Source organism: Geminocystis sp. CENA526 (assembly GCF_050753365.1).
Taxonomy (GTDB): domain Bacteria; phylum Cyanobacteriota; class Cyanobacteriia; order Cyanobacteriales; family Cyanobacteriaceae; genus Geminocystis.
On record NZ_JBLZFY010000037.1, the window covers coordinates 13,834 to 36,547 of the forward strand.

24 protein-coding genes are annotated in these 22,714 nt (G+C 33.7%); 15 read left to right on the forward strand and 9 right to left on the reverse strand.

Annotated elements, in window-relative coordinates; genetic code table 11:
• The first annotated feature begins 89 nt into the window (after positions 1-89).
• The gene (gene deoC / locus ACN4EE_RS11660) at positions 90-764 is read left to right on the forward strand and encodes a deoxyribose-phosphate aldolase (protein ID WP_431706640.1); all 675 of its coding nucleotides are present in this window, start codon (positions 90-92) and stop codon (positions 762-764) included.
• A gap of 315 nt (positions 765-1,079) precedes the next feature.
• Here the strand turns inward: deoC and ACN4EE_RS11665 are convergent, their stop codons facing one another.
• Positions 1,080-1,757, reverse strand: a complete 678-nt coding sequence (locus ACN4EE_RS11665) for an ABC transporter ATP-binding protein (protein ID WP_431706616.1) — start codon at positions 1,755-1,757, stop codon at positions 1,080-1,082.
• Positions 1,758-1,821: 64 nt separating this feature from the next.
• Here ACN4EE_RS11665 and ACN4EE_RS11670 point away from each other — a divergent pair, with 64 nt between their 5' ends.
• The 7 genes from ACN4EE_RS11670 to ACN4EE_RS11700 all read left to right on the forward strand — a co-directional run bounded on the left by ACN4EE_RS11670 (position 1,822) and on the right by ACN4EE_RS11700 (position 8,270).
• The gene (locus ACN4EE_RS11670; protein ID WP_431706617.1) at positions 1,822-2,796 is read left to right on the forward strand and encodes a Sll0314/Alr1548 family TPR repeat-containing protein; all 975 of its coding nucleotides are present in this window, start codon (positions 1,822-1,824) and stop codon (positions 2,794-2,796) included.
• A 425-nt stretch (positions 2,797-3,221) separates the two neighbouring features.
• On the forward strand, positions 3,222-3,590 hold the full coding sequence (locus ACN4EE_RS11675) for a nucleotidyltransferase family protein (RefSeq protein WP_431706618.1): 369 nt from the start codon (positions 3,222-3,224) through the stop codon (positions 3,588-3,590).
• Positions 3,587-4,096, forward strand: coding sequence for a ribonuclease toxin HepT-like protein (locus ACN4EE_RS11680; protein WP_431706619.1), 510 nt, complete (start codon positions 3,587-3,589; stop codon positions 4,094-4,096). Before ACN4EE_RS11675 ends, ACN4EE_RS11680 begins: the two co-directional genes overlap by 4 nt.
• A 359-nt stretch (positions 4,097-4,455) precedes the next feature.
• Entirely contained in the window at positions 4,456-4,878 is a 423-nt protein-coding gene (locus ACN4EE_RS11685; RefSeq protein ID WP_431706620.1) for a hypothetical protein, read from the forward strand.
• 10 nt (positions 4,879-4,888) lie between these two features.
• Entirely contained in the window at positions 4,889-6,412 is a 1,524-nt protein-coding gene (locus ACN4EE_RS11690; protein WP_431706621.1) for an FAD-binding oxidoreductase, read from the forward strand.
• 14 nt (positions 6,413-6,426) lie between these two features.
• Positions 6,427-7,374, forward strand: coding sequence for a tRNA epoxyqueuosine(34) reductase QueG (queG, locus tag ACN4EE_RS11695; protein WP_431706622.1), 948 nt, complete (start codon positions 6,427-6,429; stop codon positions 7,372-7,374).
• Positions 7,375-7,619: 245 nt separating this feature from the next.
• A complete protein-coding gene (locus ACN4EE_RS11700; protein WP_431706623.1) occupies positions 7,620-8,270 on the forward strand; it encodes an HAD-IA family hydrolase in 651 nt (216 codons plus the stop codon).
• A 6-nt stretch (positions 8,271-8,276) separates the two neighbouring features.
• On the opposite strand, the gene ACN4EE_RS11705 is transcribed toward ACN4EE_RS11700, so the two are convergent.
• Both ACN4EE_RS11705 and ACN4EE_RS11710 read right to left on the reverse strand, forming a co-directional pair.
• The gene (locus tag ACN4EE_RS11705) at positions 8,277-8,960 is read right to left on the reverse strand and encodes a phosphorylase family protein (RefSeq protein ID WP_431706624.1); all 684 of its coding nucleotides are present in this window, start codon (positions 8,958-8,960) and stop codon (positions 8,277-8,279) included.
• Positions 8,961-9,025: 65 nt separating this feature from the next.
• Positions 9,026-9,577: a thioredoxin family protein gene (locus tag ACN4EE_RS11710; RefSeq protein WP_431706625.1), complete on the reverse strand. Its 552-nt coding sequence runs from the start codon at positions 9,575-9,577 to the stop codon at positions 9,026-9,028.
• Between the two features lie 192 nt (positions 9,578-9,769).
• Between ACN4EE_RS11710 and ACN4EE_RS11715 the strand changes: the two genes are divergently transcribed.
• Positions 9,770-10,174 carry an NIL domain-containing protein gene (locus ACN4EE_RS11715; protein ID WP_431706626.1) on the forward strand — a complete coding sequence of 135 codons (405 nt, stop codon included), beginning with the start codon at positions 9,770-9,772 and terminating at the stop codon, positions 10,172-10,174.
• Between the two features lie 48 nt (positions 10,175-10,222).
• Here ACN4EE_RS11715 and ACN4EE_RS11720 read toward each other — a convergent pair whose 3' ends face one another.
• Both ACN4EE_RS11720 and glyA read right to left on the reverse strand, forming a co-directional pair.
• Positions 10,223-11,293: an AbrB family transcriptional regulator gene (locus ACN4EE_RS11720; RefSeq protein WP_431706627.1), complete on the reverse strand. Its 1,071-nt coding sequence runs from the start codon at positions 11,291-11,293 to the stop codon at positions 10,223-10,225.
• A 308-nt stretch (positions 11,294-11,601) separates the two neighbouring features.
• Entirely contained in the window at positions 11,602-12,885 is a 1,284-nt protein-coding gene (glyA, locus tag ACN4EE_RS11725) for a serine hydroxymethyltransferase (protein ID WP_431706628.1), read from the reverse strand.
• A gap of 262 nt (positions 12,886-13,147) precedes the next feature.
• On the opposite strand from glyA, the gene ACN4EE_RS11730 reads away from it, so the two are divergent.
• Both ACN4EE_RS11730 and ACN4EE_RS11735 read left to right on the forward strand, forming a co-directional pair.
• A complete protein-coding gene (locus ACN4EE_RS11730; RefSeq protein WP_431706629.1) occupies positions 13,148-14,074 on the forward strand; it encodes a serine hydrolase in 927 nt (308 codons plus the stop codon).
• A gap of 142 nt (positions 14,075-14,216) precedes the next feature.
• Positions 14,217-14,753, forward strand: coding sequence for a hypothetical protein (locus ACN4EE_RS11735; protein WP_431706630.1), 537 nt, complete (start codon positions 14,217-14,219; stop codon positions 14,751-14,753).
• Between the two features lie 29 nt (positions 14,754-14,782).
• Here ACN4EE_RS11735 and ACN4EE_RS11740 read toward each other — a convergent pair whose 3' ends face one another.
• Together ACN4EE_RS11740 and ACN4EE_RS11745 are read right to left on the reverse strand one after the other, a co-directional pair.
• A complete protein-coding gene (locus ACN4EE_RS11740) occupies positions 14,783-15,202 on the reverse strand; it encodes a type II toxin-antitoxin system VapC family toxin (RefSeq protein ID WP_431706631.1) in 420 nt (139 codons plus the stop codon).
• A 30-nt stretch (positions 15,203-15,232) separates the two neighbouring features.
• Positions 15,233-15,523, reverse strand: coding sequence for a hypothetical protein (locus ACN4EE_RS11745; RefSeq protein WP_431706632.1), 291 nt, complete (start codon positions 15,521-15,523; stop codon positions 15,233-15,235).
• Positions 15,524-15,580: 57 nt separating this feature from the next.
• On the opposite strand from ACN4EE_RS11745, the gene ACN4EE_RS11750 reads away from it, so the two are divergent.
• Entirely contained in the window at positions 15,581-17,167 is a 1,587-nt protein-coding gene (locus ACN4EE_RS11750; RefSeq protein ID WP_431706633.1) for an Hsp70 family protein, read from the forward strand.
• 444 nt (positions 17,168-17,611) lie between these two features.
• On the opposite strand, the gene ACN4EE_RS11755 is transcribed toward ACN4EE_RS11750, so the two are convergent.
• A complete protein-coding gene (locus ACN4EE_RS11755) occupies positions 17,612-17,944 on the reverse strand; it encodes a nucleotidyltransferase domain-containing protein (RefSeq protein ID WP_431706634.1) in 333 nt (110 codons plus the stop codon).
• Between the two features lie 273 nt (positions 17,945-18,217).
• Between ACN4EE_RS11755 and trxA the strand changes: the two genes are divergently transcribed.
• Together trxA and ACN4EE_RS11765 are read left to right on the forward strand one after the other, a co-directional pair.
• Complete coding sequence (gene trxA, locus ACN4EE_RS11760; RefSeq protein ID WP_017294944.1) at positions 18,218-18,541, forward strand: thioredoxin; 324 nt, start codon at positions 18,218-18,220, stop codon at positions 18,539-18,541.
• A gap of 71 nt (positions 18,542-18,612) precedes the next feature.
• Positions 18,613-19,677, forward strand: a complete 1,065-nt coding sequence (locus tag ACN4EE_RS11765) for an LOG family protein (protein WP_431706635.1) — start codon at positions 18,613-18,615, stop codon at positions 19,675-19,677.
• A gap of 439 nt (positions 19,678-20,116) precedes the next feature.
• On the opposite strand, the gene ACN4EE_RS11770 is transcribed toward ACN4EE_RS11765, so the two are convergent.
• Positions 20,117-20,554, reverse strand: coding sequence for a PPC domain-containing protein (locus tag ACN4EE_RS11770; protein WP_431706636.1), 438 nt, complete (start codon positions 20,552-20,554; stop codon positions 20,117-20,119).
• A 126-nt stretch (positions 20,555-20,680) separates the two neighbouring features.
• Between ACN4EE_RS11770 and ACN4EE_RS11775 the strand changes: the two genes are divergently transcribed.
• Positions 20,681-22,288 carry a cation:proton antiporter gene (locus ACN4EE_RS11775; protein ID WP_431706637.1) on the forward strand — a complete coding sequence of 536 codons (1,608 nt, stop codon included), beginning with the start codon at positions 20,681-20,683 and terminating at the stop codon, positions 22,286-22,288.
• Positions 22,289-22,714 lie beyond the last annotated feature (426 nt).

Here is a 22,714-nt window from a genome sequence, read left to right on the forward strand (position 1 = left end):
ATCAAACTTGTGGCGGGTTGAATAATATTCAACCCCTACTGATGAATAAAATTTTGAACTTAAAATCCGCACTTCGTCAAGGGAAAACTATGGTAATTTCAGCAACAGATATTGATATAGCTAATTATATAGATCATGCTCTATTAAACCCTATGGCAACCACCAAAGAATTAGAATTGTGTTGTCGTCAGGCAATCCAGTATAATTTTCCTGCGGTGTGTGTCTATCCCCAAGCCGTCAAAAAAACCGCCGAATTACTTTATAATCACCCTTCTAAAGTTGCTACAGTGATTGGGTTTCCTACAGGTGCGAATACTTCTGCCACAAAACTCTATGAAGCTCAAGAAGCCGTAGAAAATGGTGCAGATGAGTTAGATGTAGTAATTAACCTAAGTTGGTTAAAAGAGGGTAAATCAGAGCAAATTTATCAAGAAATCGCCTCTATCTGTGAGGAAACAGGGAAAGTGGTTAAGGCAATTTTAGAAACCTCCCGTTTAACCGACACAGAAAAAAGAATCGCCTCAGAAATTTGTATGGATGCTGGAGTTAGTTTTTTGAAAACCTCAACGGGCTGGTTTGGAGGCGCTACTGTGGAAGATGTGAAACTGCTCAATGAAATTGCTAAGGGAAAAGTGCAAATTAAGGCTTCTGGTGGTATTCGTGATTTACAATATTCGATCGAACTAATTAATGCCGGGGCGACTAGATTAGGCACTTCCGCAGGAGTGGAGTTAGTTAAGCAACAAAAATCGATGACAAATTAGATTAATCTGTTAACGAAACATTTTGTTACATAAAATTGGACAAAATCAAAGATTTGTGTGCAGAAAAGCTCTGTAGGTAATATCTCATAACTCGCCAAGAAATAAATTTCATGGCTTATAGCACAAGTCAGCTAAAGCGACTAATTTAATACAAACTAAACTGTATTTTATCATTTTCAAAGACATTCTTGAAATCGCTTTAGCAGATTTTCGCTGTTAGCTTCGTCAATTTATTGCGAAGCGAGTTATTGCATAAAACCGATTTTTTGTCAAATTTGATCTTAAAATTTATTTCTCGAAGAATTTTTTATTAGTTTACAAAACTAAAGGAATGTTGATTTTTTTGTCAACTTGAAAAACATCGGGATTTACCGATTCAATTTTGCCGTTTTCAATGCGCCAACAGTTATCAGCAATATCGACTAAATCACTAGCATCGTGGGTAACAACTAATAATGTCCAATGTTGTTTTAACTTTGACAGTAACTTCACTAATTGCTCTTTCATTAACCAATCTAACCCTGCTGTAGGTTCATCTAAAAGTAGAATATTAGGTTGACGTATTAATTGTACCGCTAAAGAGAGTCTTCTTTGTTGTCCTCCACTGAGGGCATGGGGTGGAGTTTCATAGCTAAGATGCTCTAATCCTACCTCCGTTAAGGCATCTTTCACTCGAATGGCACTCAATTCAGGATGTCCTAATCTTAATTCTTCTAAAATATTTCCACCACAAAAATGACGCTCTGGAAATTGAAATACTATACCACTTAACTCCTGTAATTCCTTCGATGTTAATTCTTCTTTACCCCAATGAATTTCTCCACTGGTTTTTTGGGCTAATCCTGCTAATATTTCTAACAATGTAGTTTTACCAGAACCACTTGTACCTACTATTAAGCCTAGGGTTTGGGGGGGAAGGGTTAAAGTAATATTTTCAATAATCGGGGTAGGCGTGGCTGTGGGGTGATAGGTAACGTTTTTTAAGTTCAACATGAAAAGTAAAAATTTGAGTTAGAATCGTTAAGTTATTTGATTGTGGTTCACAATTTTGATAAGTATGGCTTTTTATTCTCGCATCCTTAAAGGTAATAATGATCAACGTCAGGTTAATTTTAACCCAAAAATCTCTGTTTCTTGGGTGACATTATCTTCTAGTGCTTTGTTGTCCATTTTTTCTGTGATTCTCTATTCCTGTGCTAGTTTCGCAGGTGATCCTTTTCGTACTACTAACCCACGCAATATCAGCGCTCAAACGGAGTCGGCTTTTAAAGCCTTGTTTGAAGATGGTAACTATCCTCAAGCTAAAACCTATCTGATTGAAGCAAAATCCACTTCTCAAAATGATCCTCTTTTACCCGCTTTAAGGGCTTCTTTGGCTTATACTGAGGAGGATTGGGAGAATATGGAAATCTATACAAAAGAAACTCTTGAGATTGCCCGATCGATCGGTTCAAAAGACCCCCTTCGTAGTAATCTATATTTAGCGGTAGGAAATTTTTTAGATGGTGCGAATGAGTATCGTAAAAAAGGTGCTTTGGCGGCATTAGGTAAATTACAATTAGTTTTTGACTACTTTGATAAAGCTGAAAAAATTGATAAAAATGATCCTGAATTGAATTTAATTAAGGGTTATTTAAACTTAATGTTAGCAGTAAATTTGCCTTTTTCTAGTCCTCAACAAGCGATTGATAATCTTAAAAGCTATGCTTCTCCTCAATATTTAGTTAATCGTGGTATTGCCATCGCTTATCGAGATTTGAAAGAGTATGATTTAGCTTTAAACTATGTTAATAAATCGATCGAAAGTACTCCTTTAAATCCAGAATTATACTATTTAAGAGGGCAAATTTTAAGGAAAAAAGGCGAAAAAGAAAATAGTCTTCCCTTATTAGAAGAAGCAGTAAAAAATTTTGATATTGCCTTAGCTAAAGTTAATCAATTACCCCAACAAGCAGTACAAAAACCTTTGCAAAGAGAGAAACGTAAAACCCTTGAACAAATTGCCGAATTAGGCACTTCTTCCAGTAATTAAGGTTGCTTATATTTGTTTATATTTTCATTAAACTTTTCTCATACTCAATAAAGTTAAGACTTACGCATCAATAACAATATTCTGTCATTCTGAGCGTAACGAAACAATCTCAATCTCTTGGTTTTTGGTACAAGTGCTTAACTTCCGATGGTTGTAATTTGAGTGTTTTAAACTTCTATTCCCTATTCCCTCCTCCCTACCTTTATCAATAATTTAGGCTCTCTTACTTTGAGTATGATAAATTATGTCGAAAAAAAGGTGTCAGGTGTCAGGTGTTAGGTTAAATCAAAACTGTAAATTTATAAGATTTGCATTTTAAAAATCCTAAACCTATTATATATCAACACTTTTAACGATTATTTATTACTAAAATATCATAACGACTGTAGAAGAGCCATAATTTATCATGACAAAAAGCCAAAACTATGATAGTAACTAATAAAAAACAGGAAATTATTAAAGAAATAATAAGGGCAAGAAATAACCGAGAAAAATTTTTCAGTGAAATGAAAATAGCACAAAAAACAAAAATTAAAATCGCTCGACAATGTGCTGATTTACTGAAAACAAAATTTGGTGTAAAAAAAGTTATTTTATTTGGCTCATTGTTAGACTATCGAGAAATGAATTATCATTCAGATATTGATTTAGCAGTGTTAGGATTACCTGATAAAAAACTATGGTTAGCTGGTGCATTGTTAGAAAAAAATCATGATTTTAAAATTGATTTGGTGGAAATAGAAAAGGCTAAATCTCATATTCTTGAGGCTATTAAAAAAGGTATTGAATTATGAATAATAATCAAATAAAAGAAAGAATAACAATAGAACTTCAAGAAATTAATAATATCGTTGAAAATATCTATCAATTTTATCAACAAATCATATCCGAACAAGGAAAACCCTATGAAAGTGCCTTAGCTAATGCTTTAGCTTTAAATTTACATAGTTTTTATACCGCCGTAGAAAGTATTTTTGAACTTATTGCCACAAAAATTGATTATAGTTTACCATCAGGAGAGCGATGGCATCGAAAATTATTAGATCAAATGTCTGTGGAAATTCCCGAAGTAAGAAAAGCAGTTATTTCTTCAGATATACAATTAAAATTAGAAGAATTTAGACGTTTTCGTCATGTGGTAAGAAGCGTTTATGCTTATCAATTAGAAACTAATAAAGTTTTGGATTTAGTGAGTATATTAACATCTTTTTATGATGACTTAATTCACGAAATTAATCAATTTTTTAATAATTTTTTAATAATTTTTAATCATATTTACACAGATAATTATATATCATAAAGTAATAAAATTACTTCTTCAATTTTGACAATTTTTGTTCTATTTTAAACGATTATAGTAACAAAGAAATAAATTTATGTATATCTTTAATGAGTTGCATTTTGATCCAAATTGTGAGATTATTAAAATGATTAACATTTATAGAAGTTACGCACTTGTACCAAAAATCAAAGGATTGAGATTCCTTCGCTACTCTCGGAATGACAGAATCTCGTCAGAGGTGCGTAAGTCCTAATTTAGTTGATTATTGCCTAAAAAATACTGATATTAATAGTTCTCAAAAATGTAGCCCACAAAGCCAACTAGAATACTTAAAGTATATAGATTTTGCTTTTTGTTAAAAGGGAAAGTTAAATTATATGATTAAAAAAAGTCAATTATTATTAGTTACTATAAGTTTAAATTGGATTTTATTAGGATGTTTTAATTCTAAAATAAATCAATGTAATAAAATTATTAATATTAGTACTGAATTGGCACAAATAACAGAGCCTAATTTAGAGATAGATGAGCCTAATCAAATATTAGAAATAGCTAATAGTTTTGATGATTCTGCTCAAGCAATTTTAAATCAGAAAATAAGTGATGAACAGTTATCATTATATAGTCAAGATTTAGCTAATATTTATCAAAATTATGCACAATTAACCAGAAATTTTGTTACTGCTTTTCAAAATAAAGATACTGAAAATGCTATTTTTTATAAGGAAGAATTGTTTAATTTATCCCAAAATCAAAAAAATTTAGTTAATACTATTAATACTTACTGTCAAGAAAATTAAGGGGAATTTTATGGCTTTTTCTTTACCTGAAGATGTGCAAACTAGATTATCGATCGTGGATAAAATGTGGTATAATCTGAGGCTCGATCGAACTGATATTAATGATATTAATGCTGTTATTACCACAAATCAAGAAAAGATAATTAATTTCGATTTTGATGTAATAATTTGCGGAGGCACATTAGGAATATTTTTAGCAACAACTTTACAAAAAAAAGGCTATAAAATCGCTGTCATTGAGAAAGGTATTTTACAAGGTAGAGAGCAAGAATGGAATATTTCTCGCCATGAATTACACTGTTTATTAGAGTTAGAATTACTGACTGAGCAAGAATTAGAAGAAATCATTTTTACGGAATATAATCCTGCTAGAGTAAGTTTTTATCAAGGTTATGAATTATGGGTTAAAGATGTTTTAAATGTGGGAGTTAGCCCTAAATTATTAATCGCTAAAATTCAAGAAAAATTTTTACAATCTGGCGGTATTGTTTTAGAAAATACTGCTTTTAATAATGCTATTGTTCAAGAAAATGGGGTAATAGTTAACACCGATAAACAATCATTAAATACAAGATTACTAATTGATAGTATGGGGCATTTTTCTCCTATTATCAAACAGCATAGACAAGGGCAAAAACCCGAAGGAGTTTGTTTAGTGGTGGGTAGTTGTGGTAAGGGATTTACTAATAATGAAACAGGAGATTTAATCGCTTCTTTTACTCCTATTCAAAATCAATGTCAATATTTTTGGGAGGCTTTTCCTGCGAAGGATGGACGCACGACTTATTTATTCAGTTATGTGGATGCACACCCTGACAGAATTAGCTTAACGGAGTTTATGGCTGAATATCTGCGACTTTTGCCTGAATATCAACAAATTGAGCTAGAATCGATCGATTTTCAACGGTTTTTGTTTGGTTTTTTTCCTGCCTATCGTCAAAGCCCTGTTAACCTAACTTGGGATAGAATATTAGCAGTGGGTGATAGTAGTGGAAGTCAATCCCCTGTTAGCTTTGGCGGTTTTGGCTCGATGATGCGTCATCTTTCTCGTCTAACTAATTCGATCGAATCGGCTTTACAATGTGATAGTCTCACCAGTAAGGATTTAGCGTTAATTCAACCCTATCAACCGAATATATCTGTGACGTGGCTATTTCAGAAAACCATGAGTGTTGGCATTGATACCCAAGCAAATCCGAATCAAATCAATGATTTAATGAGTGGAGTGTTTGCGGTTATGGATAAGTTGGGGGATGATGTACTTAAACCATTTTTGCAGGATGTGGTGCAGTTTTCGGGATTAAGCAAAACTCTCCCCCTTGTCAATCCCACGTTGGTTTTACCTTTATTACCTCAAGTGGGTTTACCGATTCTCCTCGATTGGCTTAAACATTACGCAAATTTGGGCATCTATAGCGGTTTATATCCCCTTGCGAAGACTTTACAACCCTTAACTAAAAATCTCACCCCTCAACAAAAATATTATTTCGATCGATGGCGAGATATGTGGCAATATGGAGCAGGATTCAAATAAACTGAGTCAAAATTATGAATCATTCAATTATTACCAGTGAAGATGTTAAACAACACGCCCTAGATATTGGTTTTCATAAAGTGGGTATTGCTAGGGTGGATTTTAATATAGACACACAACAAGAAAATAAGCAACGACTTCAATCATGGTTAGACAAAGGTTATCAAGCTGATATGGCGTGGATGAATAATCCTAAAAGACAAGATATTCTCACGGGCTTTCCTGAGGTAAAATCGATCGTATCTGTAGCCTTAAACTATTATACTCCTCATGAACATAGTGAATCCCCCGACATCGGTAAAATTTCTCGCTATGGTTGGGGTAGGGATTATCATAAAGTAATGACAAAAAAACTGAAAATTTTGAGTCATTGGTTAATCAGTCAAAATGAGCAAATTCAGGCTAGATATTGTGTTGATACTGCACCCGTGCAAGATAAATTTTGGGCGCAACAGGCAGGAATTGGTTGGGTTGCCAAAAATGGTAATGTGATTACTACAGACTATGGTAGTTGGGTGTTTTTAGGAGAAATCCTGACAAATCTTGAACTTTTACCCGATCGAGTTCATACTAATCATTGTGGTACTTGTACAAGGTGTATAGATGCTTGTCCGACTCAAGCGATTACTGAGCCTTTTGTGGTTAATGCTAACCTTTGTATAGCCTATCATACCATTGAAAACCGTCAACCAGAATTACCCCCTGAAATCGCCTCAAAATTAAACGGTTGGGTAGCAGGTTGTGATATTTGTCAAGATGTTTGCCCTTGGAATCAAAGATTTGCAAAAGTAACGGATATTACAGATTTTTTTCCCTATCCTGATAATCTTAATCCTAAGTTAATGGAATTAGCGCAGATAGATGAAGTAGAATGGAATAAGCGCTTTCAAGGTTCAGCTTTACGCCGTATTAAACCCACAATGTGGCGACGCAATGCCCAAGCTCAAATAAATATAAGCTAAAACGCATTTACATTTACTGATGAAGGTAAGACTGGGAGACTAGGAGACTGGGAAGATTTGTTTAAGTATTTATAACAAAATCATCAACAACTTAGATGCGTCTTGGCTTACTTAGTCAGGAAAGAAAAGATAATGATGAAGGTGGGTAATAGGTAATCATAACTTGAAGTTGCTTCATGGTTTTGTGATGATTAATAGTATTAGGTTTTAGATTGTAAGTTAAATAACGAAAAATAAATGATTTCATGATAGAAAAAGTAATTATCTTCGACTTTGATGGTACGATTGCTGATAGTCGCAATACTTTATTGGAAATTGGCAATAATTTAGCCCCTGAATATGGGTTCGATCGAGTGACAGAAGATGAAATAATTAGATTAAGTAATTTAAGCTCCAGAGACATCTTATATCAATCTTCTATTCCCGCCTATAAAATCCCATTTTTGTTAAGAAAAGTAAAGAAAGAGTTGAATCAACAAATAGGTAATCTTCAACCTTTTAAGGGAATAAAAGAGATGTTAAATAGTTTGAAACAGCAAGGTTTTTTATTAGGTATTGTGACATCTAATTTAAAAGAAAATGTGTTAGAGTTTTTAAGTCATAATAAGTTAGAAATTTATTTTGATTTTGTTTATTCAGCCTCCACATTATTTGGTAAGGATAGAATTTTAAAAAAAATTATTAAACAACATGATTTTCCCTTAGAAAGTATATTTTATGTCGGAGATGAAACCAGAGATATTGAGGCTGCCCGAAAAAGTAAAATAAAAATGATTGCTGTGACTTGGGGCTTTAATTCGGCACAGGTTTTAACTCAATATAATCCTGATTTTTTAATTCATCACCCCCAAGAATTAATTGAAATTTTCGATCGTTATCACTTAAAATCTCTGTAAAATCGATTATCTTGAGATAAAAATTTGATGACTTACTTTTTCCAGCTTTTTTAAACTCCATAAGGCATTTTTTATCAAAGTTATTGCCTTTATTGGTTGTTGTATAAATACCCTAGACATTTTAAAATTATCTAGTGTGCCTTGGGTTGTGATAGCATCGTTTAAATTCGGTAAATTATCATCATAATTATCACTAATCACTCTTACGACAGATACGGATTTAAAATTACTCATCACAGCAAAACTTTCCATATCCACTACTTCACCCCATGAATTTAATTGCTCTTTTTCTTGTGAAGAATGAATTAATTTATCGGTAGTAATCCCTTTAACAATTGGCACTTTTAAAGTATCTTTTAACCAATTATTCATATCTCGATCGCAATATTTTGTTATAATTTTTTGTTGATGATCAAGATAACTAGAACTTTCATAAATTACCACATCTCCTACTTTATATTTAGGGGATAAACTGCCACTTAAGCCTAGTAATAAAACTGATTTGTTTTCATTTTTAAAATCTAGTAAGCGTTGATTTACGGGATTTATTCCTATGGGTAAAGTGATAATTGTTGCTTTAATTAAGTTCGATCGAAATCTATCATGTCTTGAGTTAAACCCTTTATTTACAGCATTAAATTCTGCTCCTTTACAGACTAAAATTAAGCAATTATCCAACAAAAAAGACATAAAAAAATATATAATTAATCATAAATATAGTTATTAATTCTTAATTCTTAATTCTTAATTCTCAATTATCCATGATCTCTGGGATTATCACTATTACCCTCTATAATAGTATTTTGAGGATTTAAAGTGGAAATATTGCCCCTATTATTAGCGTAGGGTAAAGGTTGATGAGTAATTAAGGCTTGTAAATTTTCTTGAAATATACTTAAAGGTTGCTCTCCAATAGTAGATGCGATGGCACCTCCTTGGTTATCAAGAAAAACAAAATGAGGAATACCATCAACACCATAGTTTAAAACTTCGGGCAACCATTTACTATTATCAACATTAAGCATAACAAAATTAACATCTTGTTGAAACTCTTGTTTTAAAGTAGCTAAATCTTGAGCCATTGCCTGACAACTGGTACACCAATTAGCGTAAAATTCCACAAGGGAGGGTTTACCGTTATTAACTGCTACTTCTAAGGGAATCGCTTGTTTTGCCTGAGATTCTAAGGATTCGCTATTGACTGTAGTATTAGAGCTTAAAGCTAACAAAACTCCAAGGGTGACGGCAATTATGGCAATAACAATGTTACGGATTTGACTAAGAGAATTCGTATTATTTTCAGTCATAAATTTTATAAGATTATTGATAATAAATCGAAAATATAATACATTATAACAAAAGGCAAAAGGCAAAAGGCAAGAGGCAAAAGTTTTACTATCCTCTAATGTCGATTTGTGGCTTTAGATTTTTTGTTAACGTAGGGGTTGAATACTATTCAACCCGTATCAACCATTGATTTTAAACAACCCCTAAATATTATGAAAAAAAGAGTAAACTTAACCTTTCCTCGTAGCGTGGTACAAATGCCCGTTACTTATCGATTAGCAAAGGATTTTAACATTGCCGCTAATATCATACGAGGACAAGTCGCCCCTAATCAAGTAGGTAAATTAGTATTAGAATTGTCGGGAGATATAGATCAGCTTGATGCCGCCATTGACTGGATGAAAGCCAATAATATCAGTGTTTCTCTGACTACGGGAGAAATTTCGATCGACGAGGATATTTGTGTACATTGTGGGCTATGTACGGGAGTCTGCCCCACAGAATCTTTAACCTTAAATCCCAATACTTATAAGTTACAGTTTAGACAACAAACTTGTGTGGTATGTGAGCAATGTATTCCTACTTGTCCAGTACAAGCCATTACAACTAATTTATAACTCAAATTATCATCTTTTGAGTCACCTTCGATCGAAATTGTAACTTTTTCATGCTTTTTGAGAAATTTTTAAATAGTTAGCGATAATTGGGGTTAATAATAAAATTAATAACATTCTTGTCATTTGCATTGTTAAGACAAAACCAGAATTTCCGCCTAACTCGATAACAGTAGCCATCATAGCGGTTAATCCCCCCGGAGTTGAGCCTAATACCGCCGTCAAGGTATCAATTTTCGTCACGAGATGAAACCAATATCCTGCCACAAAACAAGTGGCAATTAATATCAAAACTAAAATTATTTCTAATAATACGGCTTTCAATAATTTTTGCATGGTTTGTATTTCAAATTTTACCCCGATCGATAACCCTAATAACAATAATCCTCCTCTAAAAAGTGATTGAGGAATAATAATTTCGTAGGGAAAAAAAGAAAATAAAAGCAAACTGCTGATAAAAGCCCCTAAAAAAAGATTTGAGGGGATTTTGAATAATTCTCCTATTTTAACCCCTAATATCGCCACTAAAGCTAAAATTAGAAGATTTATGGGAAGGGGAAGGGAAGGCAATAATTGATGTCGGGAGACAAAATTAATACTATTTGAGGAAGTATGAAAAAAACCAACTATGGTAGGCACAATAACGGATACCATTATAATTCTAAGATATTGTAAAATAGCAACAGTAATGGCATCAGCACCCATTTCTTCACTCATGGCAACTAAACTATGCCCCGCCCCCGGAATACTCCCTAAAAAGCTAGTGTTAAAGTCAATATCTGTAAATTTATGAATTAAATAGCCATTGAATAAACTTAAAATACTGGTGACAGCAATACAGATAATTAAGGGCAAAAAATACTCTTGACTGCCTGTCAAAACATCAGGAGAAAAACGACTGGCGGTGACAATAGCTATAATTCCTTGCCCGATTATACTAAAGGGTTTTGGTATAGATAAACTATTTTTATCTTTGACGATCGACCAGATTATACTTACAATTACAGGTATCAATAGCCAAGGTATGGGTAAATGGAGATTTTCCCCCACAAAAGCTAAAATTAAGGCAAAAATCACCAGTAAAGTAATTTCAATTCCACAACGAAAATGGGTAAATAACATCAAGGAATCAGGAAATTATAAATCATTAATCAATTGTAACGATAAATTCTCGATCGCTCCTTAACAATTAACAATTAACAATTAACAATTAACAATTAACTATTAACTATTAACTATTAACTATTCACAATTAACTATTCACTATTCACAATTAACTATTCACTATTCACAATTAACTATTAACTATTAACAATTAACTATTCACTATTCACTATTCACTATTCACTATTCACTATTCACTATTCACTATTAACTATTCACTATTCACTATTCACTATCCCCATCAAAATACCATCAGGTAAACCTATTTATGCGAAAGCAGGTACGGGGATTCTTAAATGAGGATACAAGGGGAATCGATCGAGCAGGGTTTCCACTCGTTTGATACAATCTAATCTTACCCCTTCATCATCTGGATTTAATAGTCTATCGGCGATGATATTGGCTACTTCGATAAATTCTGCTTCTTTTAAGCCTCTGGTGGTTTCCGCAGGAGAACCTAAACGCAGTCCACTGGTAACAAAGGGTGATTCAGGATCGAAGGGGACGGTATTTTTATTAGCGGTGATGCTAGTTTTACCTAATAATTGATCTGCTAGTTTACCTGTCATGCCGATCGATCTCAAGTCCACTAAGTTAAGGTGATTATCTGTACCGCCAGAAACTAACTTAAAGCCACGACTTACTAATTGATTTCCTAAAGTTTTCGAGTTAAGGATAACTTGTTCACAGTAGGTTTTAAATTCAGGTTTTAAGGCTTCTCCGAAGGCGACGGCTTTACCGGCGATAACGTGTTCAAGAGGTCCTCCTTGAGTACCGGGAAATACAGCTTTATTTAACTGTTTGCCTAATTCCTCGTCTCTGGTGAGGATTAAACCGCCTCTAGGTCCTCTTAATGTCTTATGAGTTGTCGTAGTTACAACATCACAATAAGGCACGGGATTAGGGTGTAAACCAGTAGCCACTAAACCTGCAATGTGGGCAATATCCGCTAATAAGTATGCGCCTACTTCATCAGCAATGGCACGGAATTTGTCAAATTCGATCGTGCGAGGATAAGCTGAATAACCGCAGATGATGAGTTTAGGGCGTTCTTTTAAGGCTAATTCTCTGATTTGATCATAGTCTAATTGTTCGGTTTCCTTGCTAACCCCGTATTGACACACTTCAAACCATTTACCCGAAACGTTAACGGGTGAACCATGGGTTAAATGTCCACCGTGAGACAAGTCCATCCCCATAATTTTATCACCCGGCTTAAGAAGGGTCAAAAATACCGCAAAATTTGCCTGAGCGCCCGAATGGGGTTGAACATTCGCCATTTGCGCCCCGAATAGCTGTTTTGCTCGTTCGATCGCTAAATCTTCCGCTTGATCAACAAATTTACAACCACCATAATAACGTTTACCCGGTAAACCTTCCGCATATTTATTGGTTAATACCGAACCTTGAGCCGCCATAACAGCAGGGGAGGTAAAATTTTCACTAGCAATTAATTCTAAATGTCCTCTTTGACGTTGTAACTCGTTAGCAATAATCTCTGCAATAGCTGGATCTGTATCGGCTAAAAATTCTAAGTTAGTCTGACTCACGTTAATTTAATTTTTCATATAAGAATACTTTACTTATGATAATAGATTCTTGCGTCATCTAAGGAATTAGGAATTGAGAATTAAGGTAAACCGCCAAAGTTGTTAAGAAATTGGTTAAGCTAGAACGCATCTCAGTTTACTGATAAGTAGAGAGGCAAAAGGCAAAAGACTTTTTCAGCACTGACTAATTATCATAACTATATTTTTGTCAAGTTTTATATTAGGATTTATTTTATCAACAAAATCATTGATGACATTCAATATGGTTTTTTTCTCTACTAACGACACTCTCACAGCGAAGGCGCAAAATATTTTAAATGCCACATGGCAAGAATTTCCAAGCCTTGCGAAAAATCAGATTGCCTTAACGTGGATTGTTTATGATGAGCCTGTTATTGTTAATACTGGAGGCGCTTTATCTTCTCAAGAATTTTGGCAATATCCCTTACAAGGTTTTAGTTATCGAGGAGATGAAAAAATTTACCCCGCTAGTGTGGTTAAGTTATTCTATCTAGTTGCTATTTATGAATGGTTGCAAGGAGGCATGATTAGCGAATCTCCTGAGTTGAATCGCGCTATTAAAGATATGATTGTGGACTCTAGTAATGATGCTACCAGTTATATTGTGGATATGCTCAGTGGTACTACTTCGGGGGTGGAGTTGTCGATCGGACCTTTTGAAACATGGAAGTATCAAAGAAATATTGTTAATCGTTATTATCAATCTTTGGGGTGGGAAGAATTAGCCACTATTAATGTTAATCAAAAAACATGGTGTGATGGAGCTTATGGTAGAGAAAAGATGTTTTTAGGGGAAATATACGAGAATCGCAATATGTTAACCACTAATGCGGTGGCGAGATTACTTCATAGTATTATCGGCGGAGTGGCAGTGTCTTCTACTGCGTCTCAAAAAATGATGGATTTACTTAAAAGGAATGTTACGGGCAAAACCTTATCAGAAGGGGAGGAGGAAAATCAAGTTAATGGCTTTTTAGGGCAAAGTTTACCTAATGATAGTAGTTTATGGTCAAAAGCAGGATGGACTTCTACGGTACGCCACGATTGCGCCTATATTGAAATGCTCGATCGAAATCCCTATCTGTTGATAGTATTTACTGAGGGGAAAGAAAACAGTAAAAACCGTGACATCATCCCTTTTATTAGCGCCCAATTTGCCAAACTTTAACCCAAGAATGAACATATAGAATGGGAAATTTATTGTGATATAACAGAGAATTTGTGATAAGCAATAATGTTGTCTAAATTGTTATTTATATTTTGACGTGCAATATCTAATTCCTATGCTTTTAAATTTTAATTCAAATCTTATGATTAACTGGCTTAAACAATTATTTTCATCTTCTAATTCTCAGGCTATTTCTTCAGATGAATCCTTCGATCGAATTCTTACTTTAGAAACAGCATTACAACAGTTAAAATTAGAACTAAAAGAGAAAGAAAATACTGTTAATAATTTACAGATAGAATTGAACTTACAACAGCAAAAAGAGTTCCAACAATTAGAGAGTAAAATTACTTCAGAAAAGCAAAAAAATTTTAGTGAGATAGCATCTTCTTTAAGTCAATTAATTACGCAAAAATATTTATTAGAAGTAGAAGCAAAACCTGTTAAACCTGAAGATATTTTTCTTGTCATTAAGCGTTTAATAAATGTGTTTGAAAAAGAGGGTTTAACCTTTATTGGTGAAGTGGGAGAAGTAACGAATTTTGAGCCTAATTATCATCAATCTTTGAATAGTAATGTGGAGATTAATATAGGAGATAAAGTTATCATTAAAATAGTCGGAATTAGCTATCAAAATCAGGTATTAAAGAGATCGATCGTCCAAAAATTCATAGAATAAAAAGTTTGTAGTGAGGGCTTTAGCCCTTATTAATTAGGTATAATTAAATCTATCATTTCTCGCCGATTTTTGCGGTAAATATAAAAATCACTATCCACAGTAAAAACCTTACTATTTGGTATTAATTCAGCCATTCTTACCACACAAGCATCAGCAAAAGACATCGGCACAGATTGATAACGTTTCATCAATTCTTGAATGGAATTTACTTCCTCACTGAATTGAAAAGGAATCTGAATTTTGCCCATTTTCACTAATGTCATAACAGCATCTTCCCCTTTATAAACATCGTGCAATAAAAAACAGGCTTCTGTAATTACTGCTTCACAAGTTAAAAAAGGAGGTGATAACTTATTAGCTTCTTGATTTGCCCATGAATGAAAGTGATCTTTTTTATTCAATAAAGCAACTAGACTTCCTGCATCAATAATAATATTTTTGCTAATCATCTTTATTTTTTCTCGATGTTTTTCAGTAAATTAAACTTTTAAGATTTCATTTTGTTTAACTCTTTTTAACTTTTGTTTTAATTGAGATAAATTTTCATCCCCCTCCACACATCCGATAAATTCTTTAGCATCTTCAGCAAAAGATATTTCTTTTTTATTCCCGTTTTCTTCTACTATCTTTAACCATTTTTCTTTTTTTTGTTTATTATTATCTTGATAGTGTAAAAATTCGATAAATTCTAAAACTTTATCTAGTTGCTCCTCCGTGAGATTTTTAACTTCTTCTATGATAATATTGTCTTTAGTAATAACTTGACTCATGGTTTAAATTCTTCTATAAAATAAAATTAGCTCAATTATTCAACAATTATAGATTAAATGTCTGGAAGAATTGCCATCGATTTCGGCACATCAAATACAATCATAGCAATATGGGATGAAACCATCGGCGAGGGTAAATCATTCCATCTTTCCGACTACGGTAGTTATTATCAACAAGGAAAAGAGCGAATTTCCATAATTCCTTCCCTCATCCACTACAGCAATGATAATCGCCGTTGGTTAGGGCAACAAGTCAGACAACGCAACCTCGAAAAAAATGATTCTACCTTCCGATGGGTAAAACGTTATATCGCTAATCGTAGCCCCATTAAACGCAAAATTCACGGGAAACAAATATCTTATCAAAACGCAGGAAAAGACTTTCTTTCCACTCTGTTAATTTTTGCCACCCAAGAATTGAATATCGGTAACGAAGAAATCGCCTTTACCGTGCCAGTGGAAGCCTTTGAAGACTACGAAAACTGGTTAACAGAAGTGGCACAAACCGCAGGAATGTCTCGTTTCCGCTTAATTGATGAAGCATCCGCCGCCGCTTTGGGTTATGGTGCAAATATTCAAGCAGGGGATGTCTATTTAATCTTTGATTTTGGAGGAGGCACATTAGATATAGCAGTGGTGTTAATCGAAGAAGAAGACATCTCCTCTACTCGTCGTTGTCGTGTTTTGGGTAAAGCTGGATGTAATCTCGGTGGTGCTACGATCGATCAATGGTTATATAGTGAAGTTTTGAGACAAACAGAGTACCAAGACAGTGACGAGGAGATTTTACAATTATCTGGCTCAATTTTAGTAGAATGTGAACAAGCAAAAATTCGTCTATCCCAACAGGAAACCGCCGATATAACTATTCTTAACCCTAACACGGGGGGGATTATTGGCGCTGAATTTAGTCGTAGCTTACTAGAAGATATTTTAGAGGAAAATGGCGCATTTACGGACATCGATCGAGCTATTAGAAGGGCGTTAAATGATGCAAGGGATAGGGGTTACACCGAAGATAACATCAAAGCAGTGTTAACCGTGGGCGGTAGTAGTCAAATACCGGCTATTCAACGCACTCTCAAGCGGATTTTTGGCAGAGATAAAGTTATGTTATCGAATCCCCTCGATGCAGTGGCAAGGGGGGCGGCGGCTTTTGTGGCTGGAGTAGATTTTTATGATCACATTCAACACGATTACGCTCTTAGATATTTTAATAGTGAAAAAGGGGATTATGATTATCGTATCCTCGTGAAAAGAGGAACAAATTATCCGACAGAAAACATTGCCCGTTTAACCATTAAAGCATCCCATGATGACCAAAAACATTTAGGATTGGCGATTTTCGAGTTAGGACAACAGTATCAGAGTAACAGTAATAATAACATTGAATTGGTATTTGATCCCAATGGTTCAGCCCGTTTAAGTGCCTTGACTCCCGATAAGCAAGAGGAGAGGAGTTATTTTTGGATGAATGAAGAATCCCCGACTTTTTTAACTACTAATACTTCTGTGAAAAAAGGAGAAAAATGTTTTCAAGTGGAATTTTCCATAGACGGAAATAAACGATTATTAATCACTGCTAAAGATTTAAAAACAGATAAATTAACCCATAAAAATTACCCCGTGATTAAACTTAGCTAAACTGTAAGGAAAATACATTAATTTCATATTTAACAACAAAAAATCGCTTCGCAATAAATTGACGAAGCTAATAGCAAAAGTCTGCTAAAGCGACTTTAAAAATGTGATTTTATCTTTGATGATTTTTTGTGGAATGATGAACACCAATTTTAAATTTCACATCCAAAAGCTAAAAAAGTCTTAGCTCGATCGTGATAAGATTTCTCTAACTTATAAATCTGAATATTTTTGGCTCAAATTAACTCACTTTAGTAGAGTTACGCTATTAGCAATGAAATTTATTTCTTTGCGAGATAATGATTTTCACCAATAGACTTCTCCAATAATTATTTTTACCCGATTGAAAATGACTATAAACTATATTAATTTAACGATTTCAATATCTAAATTGATTTAATTTTTCATTTCTGGAGATGTCTAATAAACCATTAAATAATCTTCAATTCATAAAATAATACCCTCTTTTTTTACATTCTTAATAAGAGGTTTATTATCTTCTTGTAATTGTAATTCAGATAGATAAAAACAATTAATTAAAGCATCAAATTCTAAACATAACTCACTAATAAAATAACTATTTCTATTAATCTCATCTACAGGGTTAACTTCTCCCTTTAACACTACTAAAAGATCAATATCTGAATCAGGTTGAGCATCACCCCTTGCCTGTGAACCAAATAAAATTAACTGACTCAATCGATCGAGATAAATTTCTTGAAAGTTTATTTTTAAACATTCAGTAATTACCTTTATTTTATCCTTATTTATTAATAACATAAATCATTTTCTTTTGATTTTTTCTCAGTTTTCCAATTTTAACAGAACGCACTCCTCTGGTTCTTGATCAGAAACCTTAATGATTTTGAAATAGATTTAATTCTGAAGTTAATGGGAGACTTTGATCTAGCTTACCAGAACTTGTAACTCTTGAAACTAAACCCGTATTTGTAAACTTATAGAAATAATTGAGAGCAAGAATCCCATTATTTGCTATGGTAAAATCTGATAGTATCTAAAATGCAAATAATCTAGTTTAAGGAATAAAGTAAAATGTCGGAAGTGACAGAAGTAAAAGAAGCGGATTTTAAAGAAGTCGTATTAGATAGTGAATTACCAGTATTGGTTGATTTTTGGGCACCTTGGTGTGGTCCTTGTCGCATGGTAGCACCTGTTGTCGAAGAAATCGCGCAACAATACGAAGGTAAAGTCAAAGTCGTTAAACTAAACACCGACGAAAATCCTCAAATCGCAAGTCAGTATGGGATTCGTAGTATTCCTACCCTGATGGTTTTTAAAGGTGGACAAAAATTAGAAATGGTAGTAGGTGCAGTGCCTAAAACTACTCTTTCTAACACTTTGGAAAAGCATCTTTAAGAAATCTTAAACATATTACGTTACCCCACGTTAACTATTTTTGTGACGTGGGATTTTTTATGGGAGGCAAAATGTCTTTATTGAAACAGAAAAATGTAATCAATTCTGCTTTAAATCTGGAGGAAATATTATCTAATCTTCCTGAATATAGTGGTAATAAATGGTTAAGTAAATCTTTAAAAACTTTTATAAAAATTGTTCAAAAAGATAAACTTGATTCTTTAGAATGGAAGATTTTAAGTGCAACTTTAAAGGATTTAGAAAAAGGATTTAGTATTTTTTCCGAGTATCGTCATTGTCGCAAAATTACCATTTTTGGCTCGGCTAGAACTTCGATCGAAAACCCTGAATATCAACTAGCAGAAGAATTTGCTCATGTGGTGACAACATTAGGATATATGGTTTTAACGGGAGCTGGTGGAGGTATTATGGAGGCAGGAAATAAAGGAGCTACCGCTAATAATTCTTTTGGTTTAAACGTCAAATTACCCTTTGAACAAAGTGCTAATTCTTATATCCAAAATGATCCTAAATTAATTAAATTTAAGTACTTTTTTACCCGTAAATTATTCTTTTTAAAAGAAAGTGATGCGATCGTACTATTCCCCGGTGGTTTTGGTACACAAGACGAAGCATTTGAAACCATTACCCTATGTCAGACGGGAAGACAACCTCCTATTCCCTTAGTCTTGATGGATAAACCAGACGGAAATTATTGGCATAGTTGGCATAATTATATTTGTGAGCATCTTTTAGCAGGAGGTTATATACAACCCGAAGATACACAAATTTATACTATTACCGATAATATTCAGACGGCTTGTGAGACTATTCAACAATTTTATCGAGTCTATCATTCCTGTCGTTATGTGAAAGATTTATTTGTTGTTAAAGTTAATTATGACTTAACTAAGGAACAAATTGAAAGGTTAAATATCGAATTTCAAGACATCTTAATCAAAGAAAAAATTGAGTTAATACCTACTCCCAAAAAACCAAAAGAAGGGAATATTTCTTTACCCCAAATAGGCTTTTATTTACAACCGAGAAAATTTAGTCGTTTATATCAAATGATCAATGTAATTAACACTTTTCCCTGCGAAAATTCTCCCTATTGTCCACCACAATACCGTTAAATTATAGCAATCAGGAATCATTTATGAGAAATTTAAACTAAATTCCCCCTTTATTTAAGGCTAGGGGGGGATCATATTCTCACAACTCATAACGGATTGCTATAATAATTTTTTTGCTTTTTTAATGGGGAATCCTTAATCTCAATCTCAATTTCTGCTTTTTTAGTTTTGATTTTTTGTTCATGAATAATTCAGGCTAAACCAGCAACGGAGGAAGCAACAACTTTTTTGGCTTTTTCTGAAATATCCATAATATTGTTGTTTATAATTTAAAGTATTGCATAAATAATAAAGTCAAAAATATGATAATTTTCTATCTGTTAGTCTATTTTTTAGAAGTTACGCACTTGTACCAAAAATCAAAGGATTGAGATTCCTTCGCTACTCTCGGAATGACAGAATATTGTTAAAAGTGTGTAAGTCCTATTTTTCATCACCTCTAATTAACAATAGGTTGTAATTTCGTTAATTGAATGGTAAATTTACCATTTCCTACCGCCCCAAATGCTCTAACCCGAATGGTATAACGTCCTGTTTCTGCAATACGGGTAAAAAGAAGGGAATTACTATCATGATCAGGGGCATCGTCATTTTCTGCTACAGTTGTACCATCTTCAGCAATTAGCATTACCACTGTATCAAAATCCTCTGACATCACATCGATCGCAATTTGATCCCCTTTATTCAAAAAAATAGTATAATCCTTGGCAAAACCGCCTTCTCCTGTAGGAATATCATCACTCGAAAGAGTGTCAGAAATTAGTTGATTTGGTTGTAATGGAATCGGGCTATATATTTGAGATTCACCAACAGCACTAAGGGTAAAACTATGATAGGAAATAATCAAAGAGCAAAAAGTAAGAATATACTTATTCATCTAGGTAAGTAATTGATAATTAGAGTAAGGGAAAACAAAAAATACTTATTAATTTTAAGTAATTATGAGAATTTGGGATAAATTTACTATATTAATTTTAATTTTGTAGTTAAATATAATATCTTTATGATTTTAGGCTTAATCTGGATTTTATTTATGGGCTTTTTTGCGGGGCAAATTGCCCGTAGATTAAAGTTACCTCCTTTGGTAGGAATGATTGTAATTGGTATCATTTTAGGCTCACAAGTTTCTAATATTCTAAGTGAAACCGTACTAGAATCAGCAGATTCTTTTCGTCTTTTTGCTGTCATGGTTATTCTGATGAAGGCAGGATTAGGATTAGATGCTCAAAAACTATCTCAACAGGGTACAGTTGCCCTCCGTTTGGGTTTTTTACCTGCTGGTGGTGAATCGATCGTAGTGGCGTTTGTTTCGATGTGGTTATTAAATTTTGATTTTGCTACGGGTTTATTATTAGGGTGTATTATTGGAGCTGAATCTCCTGCCGTAATTGTACCGGGTATGTTGCGGTTAAAGAGTTTGGGGTGGGGTGTAGAAAAAGGCATCAGTGATGCGATTTTAACGGGGAGTGCTTTATCGGATGTGATGTTATTGTTAGTTTTTAGTTTATTATTAGCTTTTTTGACTAATACCACAGAAGGATTCACTTTAGGCAATATTCATCTCACTTCTTTACAATTATTACCTTTTCAGATAATTATACAAATCTGTTTAGGGGTTGTTATGGGTTGGGTAACGGCAAAAATATTAGTATCCTTGTTACGGCGACAAAATTGGACTCAAAACAGTACCCAAGATATTTTAATTACGGTGGTTATGGCGTTGTTTTTGGTGGTTAGTGCCGAAATTTATCCTTTTTTCTCTGGTTATTTAGCGGTGATGGCAATGGGGTTTTTTTTGATTCAATTTTCTCCTCCTCTAGCTCGAAATTTGAGGAAGGGTTTTGATAATTTATGGACTGTCGCAGAAATTATTTTATTCGTACTTTTAGGGGCAACTATTCCCTTAGATGTTTTAGAAAATTACTTTTTACTTGGTGTGTTATTATTATCGATCGGAACGTTAATAGGACGTGGTATAGGTTGGTTTTTGTCCACATGGGGTAGTAATTGGACATGGAAAGAGCGTTTATTTTTATTACCGGGTAATTGTGCTAAAGCTACAGTACAAGCGGCTATAGGGGGTATTCCTTTGGCACAAGGCATTGAGGGAGGAGAAACTATTTTAGCTATAGCGGCATTATCTATTTTAATAACTGCACCCCTAGGCGCATGGGGGATTCCAACTTTTGCTCCGAAATTGTTAGAAAAAGGGGAAGTGGATGCTACGAAAATTAATGTTACTCAAAAAAGTATCTTATTAACTCCTATTCCTACGGATGCAACTTTGAGAGACATTTTGCTCAAAACCGCAGAAATAGCTAGAAAAAGTGATAGTGAGGTGATAATTCTGCACGTCAACGATGAAGAAAATCCAGAAATTTTAAGAGAGATAGAGACAACAATCCAACAATTTTTAATGGATATTAATTATCAAATAATTATCACTGCGGGGGTTATAACTGAAGAAATTTTGCGCATAGCCGAAGAATATCAAGTCACAGAAATTATTATGGGGAAACATACTTATAATTCTGTCGATGAATTGTTTATGGGTTCAATTTCTCAAGGGGTATTAGAAAGGGCTTCTGTACCAATTATTCTTGTTAATTAATAGAAACTTAAAAGTTTTTTATAGCAAATCAATTATTATTAAAAATTGTTGTATTTTTCAGGAAAATTAAGTTAAATTTATTGAACGATAGCTATTAGACGTGTAATGAATTACACGTTGGGATAATGGTTTCAACTCATAACTCGCCATGAAATTTATTTCTTGGCTTATAGCACAAGTCGGCTAAAGCGACTAAATTTCAAAAGATTCAAGCGTATTGTGGTTGTATTCTATTATTGTGAACTACTAACACTAACCTAGCGGTATAGTGTAGGCTTCATCTTTCACAGGCTCATGCCTCAAGACCGATTTACGTCCGCCTTTTGGTCTTACAGTGCCTCCAGATGCAGAAACGGCTATTCCATCCGTTTGTATAATTCTGATGCCTTCCTCTCTAATATTTTTACTAGCGTTCTCATCTCGATC